This window comes from Ignavibacteriales bacterium (assembly GCA_016214905.1).
In the GTDB taxonomy this organism is placed as follows: Bacteria; Bacteroidota; Ignavibacteria; order UBA10030; family SZUA-254; genus PNNN01.
This window is the reverse complement of sequence record JACRMQ010000007.1, coordinates 1,018,011-1,039,467: the sequence shown is the minus strand read 5'-3', so window position 1 is coordinate 1,039,467 and position 21,457 is coordinate 1,018,011. Positions and strand designations below refer to the sequence as shown.

Here is a 21,457-nt window from a genome sequence, read left to right as displayed (position 1 = left end):
TTTATTATATTGGTTTGAATTTTATTTAAATTTGTATCACTATTTTTATTAAACGGAGCGATTATGAACTTACATGAGATTGAACAATTACTAGGAAGCGATGCAAAGAATTTACTTGAGTATAAATGCAAAGGAATTCCAAAAGAGACACTCATCCTTCCCGGAGCCGATGCTGTTGACAGAGTGTTCGCGCTTTCAGACAGACCAACACCGGTTCTAAAAAGTTTAAATTGGATGATACATCAGGGACGTCTTGCTCATACCGGATATGTGTCTATCCTTCCCGTTGATCAGGGAATTGAACATTCTGCCGGTGCATCATTCGCCCCGAATCCGATTTATTTCGATCCAGAAAATATCATAAAGCTCGCCATTGAGGGCGGTTGCAATGCAGTCGCATCAACGCTTGGTGTACTTGGTGCAGTCGCTAGAAAGTACGCGCACAAAATTCCATTTATCCTTAAGCTCAATCATAACGAATTTATTTCGTACCCAAATACACACGACCAGATAATTTTCGGCAGAGTTAAGCAGGCATTCGATATGGGTGCGGTTTCGGTTGGCGCCACAATTTATTTCGGCTCACCCGAAGCGAAGCGGCAAATTCAGGAAGTTGGTCTCGCATTCCAGCAGGCACATGAACTTGGTATGGCAACAATACTCTGGTGTTATTTGCGTAATCCTGCATTCAAAACTCCAGAAAAAGATTACCATGTTTCCGCTGATCTTACCGGACAAGGTAACCATCTCGGTGTAACAATCGAAGCCGATATTATCAAACAAAAATTACCAGAGAACAACGGCGGTTACAATGCTTTAAAGTTCGGAAAAACACATCCCAAAGTTTACTCTGACCTTACAACCGATCACCCGATTGATTTGTGCAGATATCAGGTTGCGAATTGCTATATGGGCAGAATGGGATTGATAAACTCAGGTGGTGAATCAAAAGGCGCATCCGATTTAGCAGATGCAGTCCGCACAGCGGTCATCAATAAACGTGCGGGCGGTATGGGATTAATTTCGGGTCGTAAAGCATTCCAGCGACCGATGAACGAAGGTGTGAAGATACTCAACGCAATTCAGGATGTTTATCTTTGCAAAGATGTTACGGTAGCATAACATTCTGCTGGATAGTAGCAATGTGTAACAAAGCGACTGTTTGAAATTTCGAATTGTTAAGCTATAAGTTCGTTCTAAGGAACGAACTCTACACCTTCTTGACCGAGTAGAGTCCTTTCCTCAGAAAGGACTCTAGAATAAATAAAAAGTGCAGTCCGTTTTTGGACTGCACTTTCATTAACCAATAAGAATTTATTTATTCAACCTTTGGTGGTTTTCCCAACACATCCTGAATAGTGAGGTTTACAATCTTTCCTAACTTCAATGCCTCGAGAGGTTTTTCGATTGTCTTTCTATCACCTACTAATATGATCGCAACCTTAGTGGGGTCAATATACTTTTTCGCCACACGCTGAACGTCTTCTTTTGTAACTGATAGAATATTCTTTGTGTAGTTATTGAAGTAATCATCCGTCAAACCGTAACTGATAATTTCGGCAAGCTGGTTTGCGATCTGCCCAACTGTTTGGAAATTTTCGGGATATCGCAATGCAATGTAATTCTTCGCGCGATTCAATTCTTCATCGGGAATCAACTCGGCAATCCGGTTTAATTCTTTGAAGAATTCAATAACAGCGCTGTCGGTTTTTTGCGTGTGAACCGCGGAACCTGCAAGAAATGGTCCGGGGAACATACGGAAATCGAAATTCGAGCTTGCACCATAAGTGTAACCATGCTGTTCACGTAAATTATTATTGAGACGCGAGGTGAACGAACCGCCAAGAATCGTGTTCATAACCCGCAACGCGTAAAAATCTTCAGTCATCCGTTCAGCACCAATTCTGCCGATACGGATTTCTGATTGCGGCGCGCCCGGTTTATCGATTAAATATATTTTCCGTTCGCTTACCTGTTCGGCTTTGGGGAAATCAAGTTTCTCAATATTACCGCTTTCCCACTTTCCGAATATCGCTTCAAGTTTCGGAATTATATCGGAGGCAGTTACATCTCCCGTGACAATCAACTGAGCATTATTGGAACGGAAATATGTTTGATGAAATTTCTTGAGATCATCAACTTTAAAAGAACGGATAGATTTCTCATTTCCCATATTACCGCGACCGTACGGATGATCTCCGCCGAAAATCGTCCTGCCGAACTGCACAGATGCGATAGCCCTTGGCTCATCATGCCACTGCATTAATGTGGTGAGACGTTCTTTCCTGTTTCGCTCCAACTCTTCAGCCGGGAATGTCGGTTTTAATGCGACATCTCCGAACAACGGCAACGCTTCATCCAATTTCGACAACGGTGCAAACATCGATACACCTGCCGTGTGCCAGCTTGAAAATGCATTAATGCTGGCGCCAAGGAAATCTATTGCATCAGCAAGTTCAAGCGAATTACGACTGCCCGCGCCCTCTTCCATCATTGCGGTAGTTAAACTCGCAAGTCCGATTTTGCCTTTTGGATCGCTCACCGACCCTGCCTTCACAAGCAGCTCAATTTGTACAAGCGGAACCTGACGTTTTTCCATCAGCATAACAGGAATACCGTTTGAAAGTTTCAGATGCTGAATAGGCGGAAGTTTTAATGAAGGTGGCGGACCTAATTCTGGTGGTTTGCTTCGATCCGGGATTTGTGCGAAAACAAAACTCCCGAATAACATAACTAACACTAATCCGGTAATAATATTCAAAGTTAGTTTTTTATTTTTTCCTTTTGACTTTTTCATTTTTACTTCGCTCCTTTCTCATCAGCGGCTAATTCCTTTTTACCCTGCGGCACTACGCTTAATAAAACATATCCGTCATTCCGCAAGAATGTAGAACAGACTGAGCTTACATCGCCCGGTGTGAGCGCTTTATATCTCGACATATCTTCGTTGAAATAATCGGGGTTGCCTGTTTCCACAAAGTAAGCATTAAGTAAATCTGCTTTGCCGCCGAAACCGCCAACACGTTCCATCCGCATAAGAAAACTTGCTTCATACTGGTTCACAGCACGTTGCACCTCACGGAGTGCAGGGGCTTCGTTTTTCACTTTATTAATTTCTTCCCAGATAATTTTTTCGATTTGAGATAAACTTATACCGCTTCTAGCAGTAACAATTATGGAGAATGTTGAATTCAAAAAGCTCGCATCCTGATAAGCCGTTACATCCTGAGCAATTTGCATGTCGTACACAAGACGTTTGTAGATGCGGGAATTTTTTCCTCCGGCGAGAACCTGAGCAAGAATATCAAGTTCTGCATCGCCCGGCGCGAAATGTTTCGGCGTTATCCAGTTTAGATATAATCTCGGCAGTTGAACTTTATCTTCCAACACTAACCGCTTCGGTTCAGGAAGAAATGCTACCGGCACGCCAAAAGGCACAACCGGTTTTCCCATCGGGACATCGCTGAACCATTTAGTTACCTGCTCTTTTGTTTTTACAGGATCGATATCTCCTGCAATTACCAAGCTTGCATTATTGGGGACATAATATTTTTTAAAGAAATCTACAACATCCTGAAAACTTGCCGCAGATAAATCTTCCTGCGAACCTATCGTGGGCCAGTGATACGGATGATCCGCGGAGAAAAGATTCTCACTTATCATGATCGATGCCATTCCGTAAGGACGATTTTCGTACGATTGCCTTCGTTCATTTTTTACAACATCACGCTGGGCGTCGACTTTTTCAGGTGACATTGCATCAACCAAATATCCCATCCGATCCGATTCAAGGAAAAGCGCAAGATCCAGCGCGCTGTTCGGGAAGTTTTCCCAATAGTTAGTTCTATCTGTAGTTGTTGAGCCGTTGTTATCACCGCCTGCGGCTTCAAGCCATTCATCGAATTTCCCAACAGGAACATTCTTCGATCCCATAAACATAAGGTGCTCGAAAAGATGTGCAAATCCTGTTCGTCCGGGCTTTTCATTCCCAGATCCGACATGATACCAGATATTCGCAGTTGCTACCGGTATTGTGTGGTCTTCATGAAGGATAACAGTTAATCCGTTCGGGAGAGTAAATTTTTCATACTTCACACTGATTTGACTTTGTCCGAATTGAACCAAAGCCAGAATCAGAATCAATAGATAAAAATTCTTAAATCTCATTTTTACTCCAATATTAATTAATTATTTGAGGGATTTTTAAATCTGGTTAGTAAAGTAAGATATTCCGATATATTAAGCAAGTAACCGAACGCAAAACTCCGGTATCTCAAGTGCGACTCACTTACAAGTTTTGTTCTTCAATGGAAGTGAGTCGCACATAATACTAGAAGATACCCGATATTTGGTTGGTTAATTACCTCATCATCGAAAGCGAAAAGGAAAGTTTAATATCGTTTTCAAAACCTTTTATAACGAGGTACATCTTTTTGGATCCGCTCAAAAAGTGATGATCCCCTCTACGAAAATGAAACATGGCAAATACAGTTTCGGGCTGAGATAATATGTTGTTCCTGATACCCCAAATAAATTGTGGTTTGATAAACATATTCTCATCATTGACCAAAAATATTCTATCATTTAAATCTTTTATGTAAGGCATATAACAGGGCCAATCTGCTAATCCGGCTATGGGAGCGGTGCTGTAAGCAAACGCACCTCCAAAAGATTTAATTGAAGTCATAACCGGAATATTACAGGGCCAGCTACGGTTTTCAAATGTTATTAGGAATTGCATCGAATCGATTTGTGTAATATCGCTGACATAATTACCCCTCGCATCCATAAATTTATAATTTTCCCAATCCATATATAAACCGACTGCCTCTTTTAAAAGTCGATCGGCATTCCGGCGATACTCATCATCCTGCAAATGCTTAATTCTTTGTTCAACACCCTCGAGAGCAAGTACAACAGAGGGATAATACGGAGTAGCAAATACTTTAATATTGGGACTGTTATGATCTAACAAATTATCAGCAATTGAAGAAATTATGACAATCTGTTCATCTCTTATTGACCAATCGGTAGATTGTTCTTGGATTATATCTTCGTATCTATCTTGTCCAATATAAAAACAACCCTGTAAATAAAAGAGAAAGCTAAATACAAATGTAAATATTCTATTCATAATGATCATGCTCCTTCCAAGCTTTCACACGAATAAAATTTGTTATCTATTTTTTCTTAAGAACTCCAATCGATCTTTAAGTTTGTCTGCCGGTAGCAAGAGCTTTTCTTTACCAAATATTGCATCTTCCTGATGACGGAATACAAGCTCAAACTCTTTGCTCATTACAATTGCTTCTTCGGGACAGACTTCTTCACAGAATCCGCAGAAGATACAGCGAAGCATATTTATTTCAAATCTAACAGGATAGCGTTCTTTTAAAAGTTCAGTCTCGGATGCCTGAACATCGATTGCGAGCGCCGGACAAACGCGTGAGCATAGTCCGCAAGCAACGCATCGCTCAACACCGTTTTGTTCAACAAGAACGGGACGTCCGCGGAATGAAGAAGGCGGATTCCATTTTTCTTCCGGATATTGCCGTGTAAACTTCGGACGGAACACCTGAGACAGAGTAATCCTCATCCCGTTTATGATCTGAGGAATATAAAACTGTTCCCACCAGTGAAGGTCTTTGCGATGTACTATAGGTTTTTGTTTCATAAAATCCCCCATAACACTGCAGCACCGGTCAGAAGTAAATTCAATATAGAAATCGGCAGCATGAACTTCCAACCTAAATTCATAAGTTGATCGTAGCGGAAGCGCGGAATCGTCCATCGGATTATAATGAAGAACGATACGATGATAATTACCTTTGCAAGAAAACCAAGTACCTGAATGATACTAATCCAGAAGTCGGAGAAACCGAATGAATGCACAAACGGCATCTGCCATCCGCCGAGATACAAAGTTGTGATGATCGCGCTTGAAACGAACATGTTCGCATATTCGGAAAGGTAGTACGCTCCGAATTTTAAACCGCTATATTCCGTATGATATCCAGCGACTAATTCCGGTTCCGCTTCGGGCAAATCAAAAGGTAGTCGGTTCGTTTCGGCAAACGCGGTAGTTACAAATGTGATGAACCCAATCGGTTGCAGAAATATATTCCACTTCCATCCTGCCTGTGCTTCCACTATCGCATCCAGTTTAAGACTTCCGGCGATCATAACAACACCTAGAACTGCCAATCCCATCGAGAGTTCATAACTGATCATCTGAGCTGATGAACGAACACCTCCGAGTAATGCATATTTACTGTTAGATGACCATCCGCTGAGTGTAAGTCCATAAACTCCGAGTGATGTGAGCGCGAGAATATACAGTATACCGACGTTTACATCCGCGATCTGTAACTTGATATCGTAGCCAAACAAATTTATTTTATCGCCGAAAGGCACAACGGCGAATGTTGTAAGCGCAACAGCCAGCGAAATAATCGGAGCAAGATCGTGTATAAAACGATTGGCTTTATATGGAACAATATCTTCCTTGAAAACAAGCTTGATAACATCGGCAATCGGTTGTAAAAGTCCCTGCCATCCAACCCGATTGGGACCGATACGGTTTTGTATTGCCGCGGATAGACGTCGCTCTAATAAAACAATGTACGCAACAATACCCAGCATTACACCCATCACAACTACAATTTTAACAATTGAAATAAGTAATTCCATATTATGATCTCACCGTTACTTGCTCTTGAGATTTTTGTAACAACGCTCCCGAAACACCGATTTTTTCGTATGTTAATCCGTTGAACGAAGAATTTGTAGAAGCTATTTCAGCAAAAACATCTTCACATTTATTGTATTTCCATTTCGCGCCCAAGATTGCCGCGATACTGTTGATGATCCGCCAAGTGGCGCGTGTATCGCGCTTGATACCTTTAGTCCACCGATCATTGTGAGCGCCGAACTTATCTAACCGGCTTAACGGCATCCCATCCAACACACGATCGTGTTCAAGCGTTGAAACTGCGGGTTTGTTTCTCTGTACTCTCCCTTCAAAATTAGTGAATGTCCCATGCTTCTCGGCGTAAGTGGAACTTGCAAATACAACATCGGCATACTTGATAGTTTCGTTTTCATTCGATGCATGAACTATAAGAAATTCTAACTTAGGCAGCACTTCCGCTATTTCGGGAAGAGCGGCGATATCATCATCAAGAGCATACAGGGCTTTTACTTTACCGTTGCGGATATCATCTATGATAGCACGATAAGAAAATTCATTTGATTCAGGTTTAATTCCTACAAACCGGGCACCCGTAGAATTAGGAGTTTTATCTGCGTTGATTAAAAATGAGTCCTGCTTTCCATCTTCTACGTGTGGGATAAAGTCAATCCGATGGACACCGATGTAATTCATCAACTTCGCAAGTAGGAAATTATCTTCGTTCGTTGAATATGCAGAACCGAGCGCGGCAATTTCATTCTTCTTGAACGACTTGAGTTCCGATGCAGCGCGCGCCATCGCTTCATCCCATCCGACATCAATCAGTATCCCATCTTTTCTAAACATTGGCGCTTTAATCCTGTTCGAGGCATTTACATTTTTAAAACTATTCAATCTGCCGTGATCGCACATCCAGTATTGATTCACAGACGAATTAAAACGCGGTGTAAGCCGTAGCACTTCATTATTCCTTACCCACATTTTTGTATTACATCCTCGTGAACATCCCACGCAAATTGTATCTGTCGCAGACATATCCCAAACACGCGCTTTAAATCTGAAATCTTTACTCGTCAGGGCGCCCACCGGACACAGATCGATTACATTCATTGAGTAATCGTTATCAAGTTTTTGGCCGGGGAATGTAGTTAACTCAACATGATCTCCGCGCTGTGTAAATACCAACTGCGGTTTATTAGCAATCTCATCGCAGAAACGTATGCAACGTGAACACATTATGCACCGTTCGGTGTCGAGCATAACATTTGGTCCAAGTTCAACACGCTTCGGTTTTCTCACCTTATCGAATTCGAAACGACTTTCACCGACGCTATATTTATATGCGTAATCCTGGAGTTTGCATTCACCCGCTTCGTCACAGATCGGACAATCGAGAGGATGATTTATCAGTATGAATTCGAGAACCGCGTTCCGTGCTTTCTGCACCCGATCAGAGTTTGTGCGAACAATCATTCCATCTGCTACCTGAGTTGAACACGCAATAACGAGCTTTGGCATTTTTTCAACTTCCACCAAACAAACCCTGCAATTGCCTGAGACACTCAACTTCGGGTGCCAGCAAAAATGCGGAATGTGAATGCCATGTTGCCGTGCCGCCTGGATTATGGTAAGATTGTTTTCAACCTCGAATAATTTTTCGTCTATCGTAATTTTTACCATGAAATATTATATTCTTTATATCTTTCGAATTACTAGAAAATTTATTTATAAGAATCAGCCAAACGATTAGTATATATTATATGAAAATTCTTCAACTTTTCCACAAATTCTTGGATTTCATCTTTGGGTGGTAAAAATGTTGTTCTGAAATGGAGAGTACCTGTGATCTGGCCGAATCCGGACCCGGGAACAACACAAATTCCTGTCTCTTCAAGCAACGCCATGCAATAATCGGAATCCCGCTTCGCCTCATAAGCTATTCTTTCTTCTTCACTCATTTTATCAAGAACTATTTTCCGATCATGAGGAAGTTCAAACTTCACAAAAGCGTACATGGCACCTTGTGGAGTTTCAAGCGACATACCGGGAATTTTATTGACATCTCTTCCTAAGATTTCTGCCTTTGTTTTTAATTCATTTAAAATATAATCTCTCTCTTTGACATACAAATCATAACTATCATCACCCGGCTGAGGTGGCGCAACCATGAGGTAGGTTGCAATTTGCCCAACCGCATTCGCGCAAAGACTGATAGATTGGAGTTTTACTAATTCAGCCATGACATCGGCAGGGATGTTTCTGAATTCGGTATAACCTCCACGGTGTCCGCATTCTCCAAGAAATCCTTTGGAGACAGAGTGAAAACTGAATAGAGAAACATCCTTCTCACCCATCAGGTGCATCACTTTGGCAAGTGAATGGAATTTCACTTCCTTATCATATACATTCTCCTGATAAACCTCGTCGGCGAGAATCGAGAGTGAATATTTTTTCGCGAACTCGATTATCATTTTGATATTTTCCAATGAGAGAATCGCGCCGGTCGGATTCCCGGGATTAATAACTGCAATAGCTACAGGATTGATTCCATCGGCTTTTGCTTTTGCGATGCTCGTTTCCAGGATATTTTTATTTAATTGCCAGCGTCCCGTCTCATCAATATAATAACCGATTTGTTTTCCGCCATACAAAGAAATGCTTGCGCTGTAAAGAGGGTATTGAGGAATCGGAATCATAAATCCGTCTTGAGGTGCTTTCAGAAGCGCCATCAACGCCGCCTGAACACCTTTACTTGCGCCATCTGTTAGAATTATGTAATCTTTATTCGTAGAAATGCCATCGCGCTTACTGATAAAGTCTGCAACAGCCTGTTTGATGAAAGGTATACCTGCGCTTTGCGTGTATGCGCCGGTTCCATGCGGATGTTTTTTTAAAAATTCTTTCGCCCGCGCGACAATATCACGCGGGTAGCTTCTTACTATTTCAGATTGGTTCATCAGTTCAGGGTATTCAACCAAGCTTAACATCTGCCGGATATAGGTCAAAGGTCTTTGCTTTAGTGCCTGAGGATTCCCGATATTGCAGTATATTATTTTCTTTCCCTGCTCTTCAAGTTGCTGTGCCTTGATTACTATCGGTCCTCTCACCGCGTACTCAGCGATTAATAGATTAGGATTTAGTGACGATTTATATATCATAAAATTCCTTTCACTCATCTTCTTAAAATCATAAAGACGCAACAAGAATCGGTTTTAAGAAATCATTGAGCGGTATCAATTCACTTTAGTATAATCGAAATTAATTTTCTTTTTTTGGTTTGAATATTACCGTGGAGAATTTTTCTTTGTGCAATAACTTATTCGCGATATCAAGCACATTGTCCGCATTTATCGCATCTATATTTTTAATTACCTCATCAAGAGAAATATACTGGTTAAAGTATAACTCACCGCTGCCAAGCCGCATCATTCGGTTCGACATATTTTCAAGCCCAAGCATTAAACTGCCTTTCATCTGAGCTTTCGTTCGCGATATTTCGGCTTTACTAATTTCCTTATCCTTCAATTTATCCAATTCCCGATATATTAAATCAAGAGACCGTTCGATGTTATGGTTATCTGTACCTACATAAACACCGAATATACCCGTATCGCTTAACAGGTTGACAAATGAAAAGATTGAATAAGCAAAACCATATTTTTCCCTGATGTTCTGAAACAAGCGCGAGCTCATCCCTTCACCTAAAATTGTATTCATCAACAACAACGGATACCGCATATTGCTGTGGATACTATAACTGCGGGTGCCGATACAAACGTACGCTTGATTAATTGGCCTCTCAATCGTTTCTGTATTTAAGAAACTCTTCCCCGGATGTTGATCACGATTCGAACTAAATTTCTTTTTAGAATTGAGTATAAAGTATTTTGCTACCAGATCTGTAAATGCTTTATGATCCAGATTGCCTGCAGCAGCAATAACCATTTTGTCGGGAGTAAAGTGGTTTTGAATGTGTTCCAACATTTGCACCCGGGTAAAACTCTTAATATTTTCAGCAATTCCAATGACAGGATAACCTAGAGAATGTTTCCTATAGACATTTTTGTCAAGAACATCGTGAATCAAATCGTCGGGATCATCTTCGATGTTTTTAAGTTCTTCCAAAACAACCAATTTTTCTTTTTCAATCTCTTTGATGTTGAGTGTTGGATGTTGAATTAAATCTGAAATTACATCTAACGCTCGCTCTACATGTTCATCTAAAATCCGTGCATAGAAGCAAGTATGTTCTTTGGTTGTGAAAGCGTTCAAATATCCGCCGACAGATTCCAAACTTCGCGCAATCTGCTGATTGTTGAATCGTTTCGTTCCTTTGAATACCATATGCTCAATGAAATGAGTAATTCCGTTAGTCGATTCAATTTCATCGCGCGATCCAACATCAATCCAAACCCCAACCGAAACAGACCGAACATAAGGAATTTCTTCAGTTACAATTCGAAGCCCGTTCGGTAGAATCGTTTTATTATAATTGGTGCGCAATGCAGATATCTGTGAACCGATGCCGGATAAATTTTTTGTCATTAGATTGGGAGAAATTAATATAAATTTGAAAAAATATACCAAATTAAGAGGTGGGAATCAAATACCATATTAACAAGGCGGCATGCAAAATTAGGGGGAAATATTATTTTGGATTCCGGGCTAACATCTCTCGAATCTTGACTACAACCATATCTATCGCAACTTCGTTTTCGCCACCCTCGGGTATGATAATATCCGCCCATCTCTTTGACGGTTCAACGAATTCAAGATGCATCGGTTTAACGGTGGAGATATATTGTTCCATTACCGACTCAATCGACCGACCACGCTCTAATAAATCACGCTTTAATCGACGTAGAAGTCTCTCATCGGCATCGGTATCTACAAAGATTTTAATATCCATTAATTTGCGTAATGCTTTCTCAAGGAATATCAGAATTCCTTCAACGATGATTACACCAGTTGGTTCAATAACAGAGATAGCATCTAATCGTTTGTAAGTTGTATAATCGTAGTTAGGTTGTCTGATAGGTTTACCTGATCGTAATTCCCGAAGATGTTCGATTAGGAGTGAGGTTTCAAGCGCATCGGGATGATCAAAATTTATCATTTGTGGTGATAGAGAACCAAAAGAAGATAGATCTTTGTAATAATAATCATGACGAAGCACAGCGACATTAGCTGGATCAAGTGAATTCAGGATTTTTTTTGTTACAGTGGTTTTACCCGATCCTGTTCCACCGGCAATACCTATTACGAGAGGCGTTTTCATAACGATAAATATAATGGAATCCGAGTGTAATTCCAACTTAAAATTGTTTTGATGGAAATGTTTTTTTACATTAACCATCGAATTCATAAAATCATTTTTAATGCTGTTGATTATACTTTTTACCGCAATCGGAATATATCTGATCGAACTAATAATCCTACGAATAGGGATTTGGAAATCGGATCATCTTTCACAACAACTCGGGTATGAACCCTATGTAACTATAATGGTTGCCGCCCGCGATGAAGAGGAATTCATAGGTGATTGCATAACATCCCTTCTTAAAATCGATTATCCCGAAAATAAATTTGAAATTATTATCGTCAACGATTCATCGACTGATAAAACACCGGAAATAGTTCAATCATTTGCTCATACCGGAAGAAATCTTAGAATGGTCACAACCACGACTGGCACCGGGAATCTACGCGGAAAGGCAAATGCGATTGCCCAGGGTATGGAAACAGCGATAGGTGAAATAGTATTATTCACAGATGCCGATTGTCGCGTACCAAAAAACTGGGTAAAGGAAACTGTAAAATATTTCGGTGATGATACAGGTATCGTGGGTGGATTCACGTTGTTAAACGCAAATCGTTCATTCGAGGGGATCCAGGCACTCGATTGGTTATTTCTTTTCGGGCTTGCATCTGCAACATCGGGTTTAAAGATTCCATTAACTGCGATTGGAAATAATCTTGCCATAAGAATGCAAGCATACAAAGAGGTTGGCGGTTACAAGGATATTCCATTCAGTGTAACAGAAGATTATGCCCTGGTTCAATCGATCTTACAACGAACGGAGTACAAAATTAAATTCCCTCTTGAACCAAATTGTTTAGTACAGAGCAGTGCCTGTAAAAGCTGGGAACAATTATATCGTCAAAAAAAACGGTGGGGTGTTGGTGGCACCGATATGATTTTGAGAGGATATTTGATAATGTTTGTTGGGTGGATGGCTAAGTTTCTTATACTGATATCATTATTTTTCCTGGATCCTAAAATTACAGCGGTTGCATTTGTAATAACAAGTATTGGAGAAATGATTTTTCTTGAAAAAATATTAGGACGATTCAGAGTAAGGAAATATTTTAAATTTGTATTCCCATTTTTACTGTATTTCTTGATATATGTTTTAGTTATTCCATTTATCGCATTTTTTAGTCGAAACGTGGTCTGGAAAAAAAGATCTCTTACATAAAATAAAAATGCCCTTCGGAATGGAAGGGCAATGTACTAAAATATTTGTTAGATATTAAACGCGTGTTCTTGCACTCGCTATATTAAGACGTTTAAGCTTATAGCGGAGAGTTTGTTCTGTCATACCCAAAAAAGAGGCGGCGCGCGATTGATTAAATGCGAATTTTTGTAACGCCCTTTCAATAATACCTTTTTCTATCGCATCAAGAGAACGATCGAGAATAAAATCTTGCCCATTTGCAATGTTGTTAATCATTTTTACAACTTCGGTCTTTTCATCCACGAGCTCGGGTGGAAGCATAAAACGACCGCTGTTTGAAAAGAGAACCGATTTATCGACGACGGCTTTCAGTTCACGTATGTTCTCGCGCCATGTTTGCCTAACTAAAACATCAATCGCATTTATATCTATTACCAGTTCACCAATTCCAAGTTCATGACACAATTCATTCGCAAAATGTTTGATAAGAAGAGGAATATCTTCAGGTCTTTCCCTGAGCGGTGGAATCACAATCCTGTCGAAATCGTTCATCTTAATGACTAAATCATCCATCAATTTTCTTTTTTCAACAAGAATTCTTGGATCCTCCTTTACGGTTACAATCAATCTGATATCTATCGGTTCTGCTTTCACACTGCCGATGCGGCGTGTTGCCCTTTCATTCATGAATGAGAGAATTTTCATCTGATTCCGAAAGCTGGCTTCCTCGATTTCCTCGATAAGAACGGTACCACCATTAGCCAACTCGAATAGACCACGTTTAGTAGAGTATGGCAATCCATCACCACCACGCTCATAACCGAACAGCACAGCTTCTAATTCTTTATCATCGAGCACTGAGAGGTTAATTGACATGAACGGTTTGTGTTCGCCTTCTTGGCTGCCGGTTGAATGAATATTTTTTGCAACCGCCCCTTTTCCAATACCAGCTTCCCCGATTACCAAAACATCACGACGAGTTTTTGCGAGCGAATTGATTTGCTTGATAAGTTGTTCTATGGATCGACTTTTGCCAATAATTGGATATTCCATACCGGTTGTTTTCTGCTCTTCAGTATTTTTTGTTTTAATTTCTTTTTCCATTTTAACCTCTCAATAATACATTCGCAATTGACCTATTTTCCAGAAGGATTCTGAAATAATCTACCATTAAAAATCTTATAGTTAAAAAATTGAGCAAGTACCAAATTATCTACCCAATCTCTCCATCTGCTAACTTTCTCAGGATGTGTTGCAATTTCGGTTTCATAAAATTCACCTTGAACTGAACTAATAAACTTGAGTCGCAAGGCAAAAAACAGAACCATCATGAGCTCTGCAAATACCGTTATATACTGACCGATTGTAAACAATTCGGTCATAGATCCCCACTCAACACTTTTAATAAAACCCCAATTATGAATAATGTCCATGGAACTTAATAGCAAAACAAGAAACATAATTTTATCTATATATGCACCTTGAGGTGGATCTTTTTTATATTGGTATCCAAAAAAAAGAAGTATGAAACCGATGATTAATACTTCGATATAAATAATTTGTCTGTAAAGTGGAGCCCACAGTAGTATTCTCCAATTATCCTTTTCGAGATAAGGTATTAAACTCTGAATTCTTTTTAAATTCTCCTCAGGTAATAACTCAGCAACTTCATGACCATCAGACCATGATTTTAATGTCACCTGCAATGCTATATCAAGCCCGCTCGATCCTATATCTGAACGATGAGTTTGAACAAAATCATCGAGTGTTTTATACTGTTTAATATCATTCGTTTCATATAAATATTTTGGATTGCTGAAATAAGGATAAAATACGAGTAGGGTAGCTGCGCCGATGATAAACGTGGTGCATAAATATTTTTGAAACACTTTAAATTCTCGGAAGAGTAAATCAATAACTAAATATACCACTGCGAAAGAATTCAGAGTAATATACGCAATTGATACATATTGTAAATATATATGCCGAGAATATTTTTGAATAAATAAATCTCTATGAATGAAATCATATCCCAAAGAAAATAATGACAAGCTAAAGAATATTGCAAAATTTAAAAATATAAATCGATTTCTACGATTTGGTTCTTTTAGAAGAATAAAAATAGATATGATAAAAAGTAACGATTGAACTAATTGATTAATATGAGCGGAGAACGGGGACGTTGATGTAGAAAAAAGAGAGAGTGATACAAAATAAATAAAAAGGATCATTCCCCAAATCAATATAATTTTGAAACTTTGACGCATTATTCTCGCTAATATTCGTTGATATTTTAATACTAGAATATATACAAAAGCCGTTGATATGTCAAGGGCATTCGCAAATAATTTTATATATAAATAAAAAGGTGATATATCTCACAAACGAATATTCGTAATAATTTTTAGCGAAATTTCAAGATTTTTATTGATAGGAAACCTCATTCATTCTATATTTGATAAGTAAATTTTCCTTCGATACCCCCATTTAGGCTAGAATAAATTAATTTACGACACAATTATAAGGAGATGTATCATGTTTAAAAAATTTAGAGCAATATTTATTACAATATTGATGGTTTTAGTAGCGAATATCCTTATTTCATTCGCTTCAACGATTCCATTACTTCCGGATTCACCGAAACCGAAAAGTACTATCCCACTACTTCCGGATTCACCGAAACCGAAGAGTACAATTCCATTGTTACCAGATTCACCAAAACCGAAGAGTACCATCCCACTACTTCCGGATTCACCAAAACCGTAACAAAGAATCTAATTATTTAAGCCCTGAATTCTGTAATTCAGGGCTTTTTTTTGCCCCCCTGAACAGATCCCGATGATTAATAAAAAAACGAAAATTTATCACCTAATTCTCTACGGTATTTTATTTTTAGCTACATTTTTGACTACAACTTTAGCCGGCGTACAATGGTTAAATCAAGATCCTTTAGAACTGTCAAATTTTTCATCCGGGATTCAATATTCATCTTTTATTCTTATTTTTCTACTCAGCCACGAATTCGGGCATTATTTCGCTGCAAAATTTCATAATGTCGAAACAACACTGCCTTATTTCATCCCTGCACCACCGTTTTTGATAAATCCGTTCGGGACTATGGGAGCTTTGATAAGAATGAAATCAACCCCTCGTACAACATCTGCCTTATTTGATATTGGCATTGCGGGTCCCATCGCCGGATTTTGTGTGAGCATCATTTTTCTGGTTTTGGGATTTTTCACCCTCCCGCAAAAAGATTATATCTTTACTATCCACCCTGAGTATCAGGCGCTGAATATTATTCCTTCCAACGGATTATATTTCGGTGATTCTTTATTATTCACGATATTTGAAAAAATTATACCAAAATCCGTGTTTTTTCCCCCGATGAATGAGATTTATCATTATCCGTATTTATGTGTCGGTTGGTTCGGGTTGTTTGTAACAGGACTTAATCTTATGCCAGTAGGTCAATTGGATGGTGGGCATATTGTTTATGCTATGTTTGGAAATAAAATACATCGAATTGTAGCCCGAATTTTCTTTTTCAGTCTAATTTTAGCTGGATTAATAAGCGTTATCCATGCGATCATCTCTCAAATTTATCCGGCGTCAATCGGATGGCTCGTTTGGGGGATAATGTTGTATTTTATCGTAAAATTAGACCACCCACAAACAGCGATTGTTGAACATTTATCAACCAGGAGGAAATTATTAGGGCTTTTCTCACTAGTCATATTTATTTTATCCTTCTCGCCAATTCCATTCATCGATATTCCATAAAGAATAATTCTTGACTTTCTTTATCTTATTTATTAGCTTATTTTAGTTTAAGTAATTGAAAGACACCAACTGACTCCTTGTTATTATTTTTTTAATCCATAATAATTTCAATAATAACATACGGAGTGTTTCTCACCTGTTTTTGCTTCTAAGTGAGGAGTACTCGAAATTTATCTTAGAAAAAATTAGAATGAAACAATTCTTCCCAATATTATTATCATTGTCGCTGATTTCGTGCCAATATGAAAAAACCAGCATCATTGATCCGGTTTCTAAAGCTCCCTATTTATCAAACGTAATATTCACCCAAAATATTATCGATCTGGATAACGATACCACAAATAGTGTCGATAATCTCGGAAATAATAAATACAAAATAAAAATCAATTTCCATGGCAGCGGATCAAAAGAGTTAATGCATCAACCTGTCTCCGGCATTTTACAAATCTTTAAACCATCTTCCCCCTCACCATTTTCTACAATATCGTTTGATATCGATTCTGTCGGAGTAGATTCAATTTATTTTTCATCCTCTGTATCGATGACAATCAACAGAGGAGATGCAGGTGCATTCAGACTAACATTCTCTTTGAAATCAGATAATTCTTCATCAAGTAACACCATTGAAAAATTTTTATATATAACACGAAATAATAGTAAACCACAGTTAATAAATTATACAGCGCCGGATACATTAACCCGCCCTGCCACTGGTATTGAATTGTTATTTTTTAATACTACCGTGAATGATTCAGATGGATATAACGATCTAGAGTCTGTTTATATCAAAAGAATTTACCCCACTGAAACCAGCCCAATCTATCTTTATGACGATGGTGATAAAAGTCGTGATGGAGACAATATTGCATTAGATGGAATTTTCTCGCGGATTCTGAGTATAGATTCTACAGCTCGGCTCGGCGATCAAATATTTTTATTTAGAGCTGTCGATAAATCGGGCGCTGTTTCAGATTCGTTATTACATACTATTACAATTTTACCTTGAGTACTCCTTTTTCAAACTATACCATGAAATATATTTATTTAATTTCAATACTTGTCGTTTTAGTTCTTCAAATTTCAAACGGACAATCAATATTCTTGAAAAATTATTCTCTCAATGAAATTGAAGCTACAACCTTCCCACCCAGCAACAGCGTCTCACATACTGTTGTAAACAATTCGGCGATCTACATAGGCACAGGTAATGGACTCGCCAAGAGTTTAGATGGAGGTAGAAGCTGGTTATCGTTTAAAACCGATCCCGCATTTGCTTATTCAGGCATTTTTGCAATCTCAACCTACGGAGATACTATTTGGGCTGCAATGGGATACGAGAAAGATGTAAACGGAAATGGTGTTCAAACCGGCGGTGGGTATGCTGCTTCTTTCGACGCGGGAAATACATGGCAACATTTTGAACAAGTGATAGATCAAAACGGAGATAGCATAATTTCCTATTGCCCGCCCGGTTATCCATGCATAAACGACTCAATTCGGATTCTTCCTGTAATCGTACCGGAACAAAATGTAACTTTCGATATTTCGATAACTTCAGGTAGCATTTGGATTGCAAGCTGGGCGAGCAGTTTAAGAAAATCTACCGATAACGGTCAAACATGGCAACGAATATTGTTACCTCTCGACAATATGAATATCATCTCTCCTACAGACACCCTTTACTCATTTGCACCGAATGACCCGGAAAGAAAAAAAAGAATTTTTATTAAATACGATCCGCGGTTAAATAATAATTTGCTTGCGTTTTCAGTATATGCGGTGAGTCCCGATACTATTTGGTGCGGAACCGCCGACGGTGTGAACCGATCTACTGACGGCGGTATAAGTTGGACAAAAATGAATCATCAAAATCAGGCATTACCGATACTTGGGAATTGGGTGATCTCGATAAAAGAACAACGCTTCTCGGGCATCAAACGTTTGTGGACTACCAATTGGCGAGCACAAGACAATCGTGAAGAATTCGGTGTGAGTTATTCTGACGATTTCGGAGAAACATGGACTAACCGGCTGCATGGAATTCGCGCTTACGGTTTCGCATTCAAAGATTCAATCGCATACATTGCAACCGAAGATGGAATTTATCGAACTAACGATGGCGGTGAGAATTTCATAAGAATATCAGATTTGGCTGATCATTTATCGCATCAATATATTTATTCAGCAAAAGTTTATTCAGTCGATGTAATCGGTGACTCTGTTTATGTTGGAACGAACGAAGGATTTGCCAGAACAATCGACAATAGTGAAAATCCATTCGGTAAAAGTTGGACTATCTATAGAACATTCGCATCTGTGGGTAATTCATCTGAAACATACGCATACCCGAATCCATTTGCTCCATCAACCGCACTCCCCGCAGCGGATGCATATGTCCGCATCCACTACGGAAAAAAATCTGGAGACCCTAATTCCACAGGAAGTCGAAGTGTAACAATAGAAATTTTTGATTTCGGTATGAACCGCGTGAGAACATTACTAAACAACGCAACCCGGCCCGACAATCTGGAATTAGATGAACTTTGGGATGGTAGAGATGATAAAGGCACTGTTGTTGCGAACGGAGTATATTTCTATCTGGTAAAAATCGATGATAATGAATCCACGTATGGAAAAATTTTGGTGCTGCAATAATATGAAACGTATAATTTTATTTTTATTGATCATTTATTCTCAACAAAGTTTTTCTCAGAACGCCGGCAAAGCAGGGGCTTTTGCAAGAATGGGATTCGGGGCACGCGGTATGGCAATGGGCAACGCGCTTACTGCCGTCAATTCAGATGAGATATTTGCATATTATAATCCGGCACTCTCTGCGTTTTCAAAAACTCGCTCGGCAAATGCTTCGTTCGGATTTTTATCGCTCGACAGATCACTTACCTCTTTAAGTTACACCCAATCGATTCCTCCGACCGCCGGCATTTCTGCTTCAATCATCAAAGCGGGAGTGAGCAACATCGACGGAAGGAACAGCAACGGTGTACACACTGAAGATTATTCAACATACGATTATCAATTCGCACTCGCTTTTTCTAATCAGGTCAGCGAGGGAGTATCACTTGGTGTAGCGGTAAAACTTTATCACAACAAATTATTTGAAGAAGTAACTTCCACAACCGTCGGATTCGACATCGGTGCTCACTTTCACCTGATTGATCGGTTATACTTGGGTGTTGCGTTACAAGATATAGGTTCTAAATATATTTGGGACACTAAACCTATCTACCCCGAACCGCTTGGTAAACCAACTACCGATAAATTTCCAACATTAAGAAGAATCGGTTTCGCTTATTGTCTTGAAGATCCTGAAATTACGGTTGCGGTTGACTTCGAAAACTCTAATCAAAGCACTAATATTCTTCGGTTTGGAGCCGAATACTCAATGATCGAATATTTTCAAATCCGTGGTGGCGTTGACAGAATCGAATTCGGAACCGATCGAACCGGCGCTAAACCTTCGTTCGGTTTTACTGTCAGAAAACCGGTAGCCGGATTTGAACCCGCATTATCGTACGCATTTATTTATGATTCATTTGCACCACACGCAATTCATTTTATAACACTATCTGCCAAAATATAATTTTTATGAAAAGAATCTTATTCATTATCGCTGCATCTTATGGATTAATGACTTCAACAAGTATATCACAAACGGGAAATACAGGATTAACATTCCTAAAGTTCGGTGCCGGCGCACGCACTCTGGCAATGGGTGAGGCGTTCGTTGCTGTGAATGGTGGCCCGGTCGGAACTTATTACAATCCCGCAACAATTGCGACCGATGCAACCGCGCACCTCCTCTTCATGCACAATGAAGGAGTGCAGGACAGAAAAACTGAGTATCTTGCCTCCATAACAGGATGGAATGATTTTTCTTTCGGTTTGAGTGTAAATAAAACCAGCGTGAATAATATTCCATTACGGCAAATTGCTGGCGATCCGTTTGGAATGTTCGATGCACAGAATGCTTCAATAGGTTTATCTTCGGCATATGAAATAACTTCTTTGATCAGCGTCGGAGTTACAGGTAAATTTTTATACGAAAAGATTTACGTCGATGACGCATCAGGATACGCCATTGATTTGGGTGCATTATATAAATCGCCATGGAATACTCAATTTGGATTATCGATCAGCAACCTGGGATCGATGAATAAATTATTCAATGAGTCAACAAAACTACCGTTGATAATCAGGGCAGGAACTTCGTATAATCATCCCTTCACTTCGATTCCTATCGATGTTCGAGTGAATGGCGATATCGTCTCGTTTCCAAAAGAAAGTAAGACTCATCTTCACTTCGGCGCCGAGACGGATTATAAAAACATGATAGCATTACGTTTCGGATATCAAACAGGTTATGAAACAAAAAGTTTTTCTGCAGGCGTTGGAATACGGTCTTCATTATTTCAATTTGATTACGCCTATGTTCCTTACAAAGACAGTTTCGGTTCAGGACATATATTTTCATTAGAAATTCAATTTCAATAATAGAAAAAAAACA

At 39.2% G+C, this 21,457-nt stretch carries 19 protein-coding genes; 8 read left to right on the top strand and 11 right to left on the bottom strand.

The genetic code is table 11. The annotated features are described in order from the left end of the window. Nucleotides 1-63: 63 nt before the first annotated feature. Nucleotides 64-1,122 (top strand): class I fructose-bisphosphate aldolase, encoded by a 1,059-nt coding sequence (locus tag HZB59_11510; GenBank protein MBI5022052.1) that lies wholly within the window; start codon nucleotides 64-66, stop codon nucleotides 1,120-1,122. Nucleotides 1,123-1,318: 196 nt separating this feature from the next. Here the strand turns inward: HZB59_11510 and HZB59_11505 are convergent, their stop codons facing one another. The 9 genes from HZB59_11505 to udk form a co-directional block, all read right to left on the bottom strand. Then, nucleotides 1,319-2,797 (bottom strand): insulinase family protein, encoded by a 1,479-nt coding sequence (locus tag HZB59_11505; protein ID MBI5022051.1) that lies wholly within the window; start codon nucleotides 2,795-2,797, stop codon nucleotides 1,319-1,321. Between the two features lie 2 nt (nucleotides 2,798-2,799). Then, nucleotides 2,800-4,167 carry an insulinase family protein gene (locus HZB59_11500; GenBank protein MBI5022050.1) on the bottom strand — a complete coding sequence of 456 codons (1,368 nt, stop codon included), beginning with the start codon at nucleotides 4,165-4,167 and terminating at the stop codon, nucleotides 2,800-2,802. Between the two features lie 193 nt (nucleotides 4,168-4,360). Continuing rightward, nucleotides 4,361-5,134, bottom strand: a complete 774-nt coding sequence (locus tag HZB59_11495) for a hypothetical protein (GenBank protein MBI5022049.1) — start codon at nucleotides 5,132-5,134, stop codon at nucleotides 4,361-4,363. A 42-nt stretch (nucleotides 5,135-5,176) separates the two neighbouring features. Beyond that, nucleotides 5,177-5,674: an NADH-quinone oxidoreductase subunit NuoI gene (gene nuoI / locus HZB59_11490; protein MBI5022048.1), complete on the bottom strand. Its 498-nt coding sequence runs from the start codon at nucleotides 5,672-5,674 to the stop codon at nucleotides 5,177-5,179. Next, nucleotides 5,671-6,690: an NADH-quinone oxidoreductase subunit NuoH gene (gene nuoH / locus HZB59_11485; GenBank protein ID MBI5022047.1), complete on the bottom strand. Its 1,020-nt coding sequence runs from the start codon at nucleotides 6,688-6,690 to the stop codon at nucleotides 5,671-5,673. Before nuoH ends, nuoI begins: the two co-directional genes overlap by 4 nt. Nucleotide 6,691: 1 nt before the next feature. Next, on the bottom strand, nucleotides 6,692-8,371 hold the full coding sequence (locus HZB59_11480) for a molybdopterin-dependent oxidoreductase (GenBank protein MBI5022046.1): 1,680 nt from the start codon (nucleotides 8,369-8,371) through the stop codon (nucleotides 6,692-6,694). Between the two features lie 41 nt (nucleotides 8,372-8,412). Next, on the bottom strand, nucleotides 8,413-9,849 hold the full coding sequence (locus tag HZB59_11475; GenBank protein MBI5022045.1) for an aminotransferase class I/II-fold pyridoxal phosphate-dependent enzyme: 1,437 nt from the start codon (nucleotides 9,847-9,849) through the stop codon (nucleotides 8,413-8,415). Nucleotides 9,850-9,949: 100 nt separating this feature from the next. Continuing rightward, complete coding sequence (locus HZB59_11470) at nucleotides 9,950-11,236, bottom strand: insulinase family protein (protein ID MBI5022044.1); 1,287 nt, start codon at nucleotides 11,234-11,236, stop codon at nucleotides 9,950-9,952. A 103-nt stretch (nucleotides 11,237-11,339) separates the two neighbouring features. After that, the gene (gene udk, locus HZB59_11465) at nucleotides 11,340-11,969 is read right to left on the bottom strand and encodes a uridine kinase (protein ID MBI5022043.1); all 630 of its coding nucleotides are present in this window, start codon (nucleotides 11,967-11,969) and stop codon (nucleotides 11,340-11,342) included. A 100-nt stretch (nucleotides 11,970-12,069) separates the two neighbouring features. On the opposite strand from udk, the gene HZB59_11460 reads away from it, so the two are divergent. Then, nucleotides 12,070-13,170 carry a glycosyltransferase gene (locus tag HZB59_11460; GenBank protein MBI5022042.1) on the top strand — a complete coding sequence of 367 codons (1,101 nt, stop codon included), beginning with the start codon at nucleotides 12,070-12,072 and terminating at the stop codon, nucleotides 13,168-13,170. A 54-nt stretch (nucleotides 13,171-13,224) separates the two neighbouring features. On the opposite strand, the gene HZB59_11455 is transcribed toward HZB59_11460, so the two are convergent. Further along, nucleotides 13,225-14,253 (bottom strand): sigma-54-dependent Fis family transcriptional regulator, encoded by a 1,029-nt coding sequence (locus tag HZB59_11455; GenBank protein MBI5022041.1) that lies wholly within the window; start codon nucleotides 14,251-14,253, stop codon nucleotides 13,225-13,227. A gap of 32 nt (nucleotides 14,254-14,285) precedes the next feature. Beyond that, nucleotides 14,286-15,080 (bottom strand): hypothetical protein, encoded by a 795-nt coding sequence (locus HZB59_11450; protein ID MBI5022040.1) that lies wholly within the window; start codon nucleotides 15,078-15,080, stop codon nucleotides 14,286-14,288. Nucleotides 15,081-15,684: 604 nt separating this feature from the next. Here HZB59_11450 and HZB59_11445 point away from each other — a divergent pair. The 6 genes from HZB59_11445 to HZB59_11420 all read left to right on the top strand — a co-directional run bounded on the left by HZB59_11445 (nucleotide 15,685) and on the right by HZB59_11420 (nucleotide 21,444). Then, a complete protein-coding gene (locus HZB59_11445; protein ID MBI5022039.1) occupies nucleotides 15,685-15,915 on the top strand; it encodes a hypothetical protein in 231 nt (76 codons plus the stop codon). 72 nt (nucleotides 15,916-15,987) lie between these two features. Further along, nucleotides 15,988-16,932: a site-2 protease family protein gene (locus tag HZB59_11440; protein ID MBI5022038.1), complete on the top strand. Its 945-nt coding sequence runs from the start codon at nucleotides 15,988-15,990 to the stop codon at nucleotides 16,930-16,932. Between the two features lie 190 nt (nucleotides 16,933-17,122). Next, nucleotides 17,123-17,938, top strand: a complete 816-nt coding sequence (locus tag HZB59_11435) for a hypothetical protein (GenBank protein ID MBI5022037.1) — start codon at nucleotides 17,123-17,125, stop codon at nucleotides 17,936-17,938. Nucleotides 17,939-17,961: 23 nt separating this feature from the next. Further along, the gene (locus HZB59_11430) at nucleotides 17,962-19,587 is read left to right on the top strand and encodes a hypothetical protein (protein ID MBI5022036.1); all 1,626 of its coding nucleotides are present in this window, start codon (nucleotides 17,962-17,964) and stop codon (nucleotides 19,585-19,587) included. 1 nt (nucleotide 19,588) lies between these two features. Beyond that, the gene (locus tag HZB59_11425) at nucleotides 19,589-20,533 is read left to right on the top strand and encodes a PorV/PorQ family protein (protein MBI5022035.1); all 945 of its coding nucleotides are present in this window, start codon (nucleotides 19,589-19,591) and stop codon (nucleotides 20,531-20,533) included. Between the two features lie 5 nt (nucleotides 20,534-20,538). After that, nucleotides 20,539-21,444 carry a PorV/PorQ family protein gene (locus HZB59_11420; protein ID MBI5022034.1) on the top strand — a complete coding sequence of 302 codons (906 nt, stop codon included), beginning with the start codon at nucleotides 20,539-20,541 and terminating at the stop codon, nucleotides 21,442-21,444. Nucleotides 21,445-21,457 lie beyond the last annotated feature (13 nt).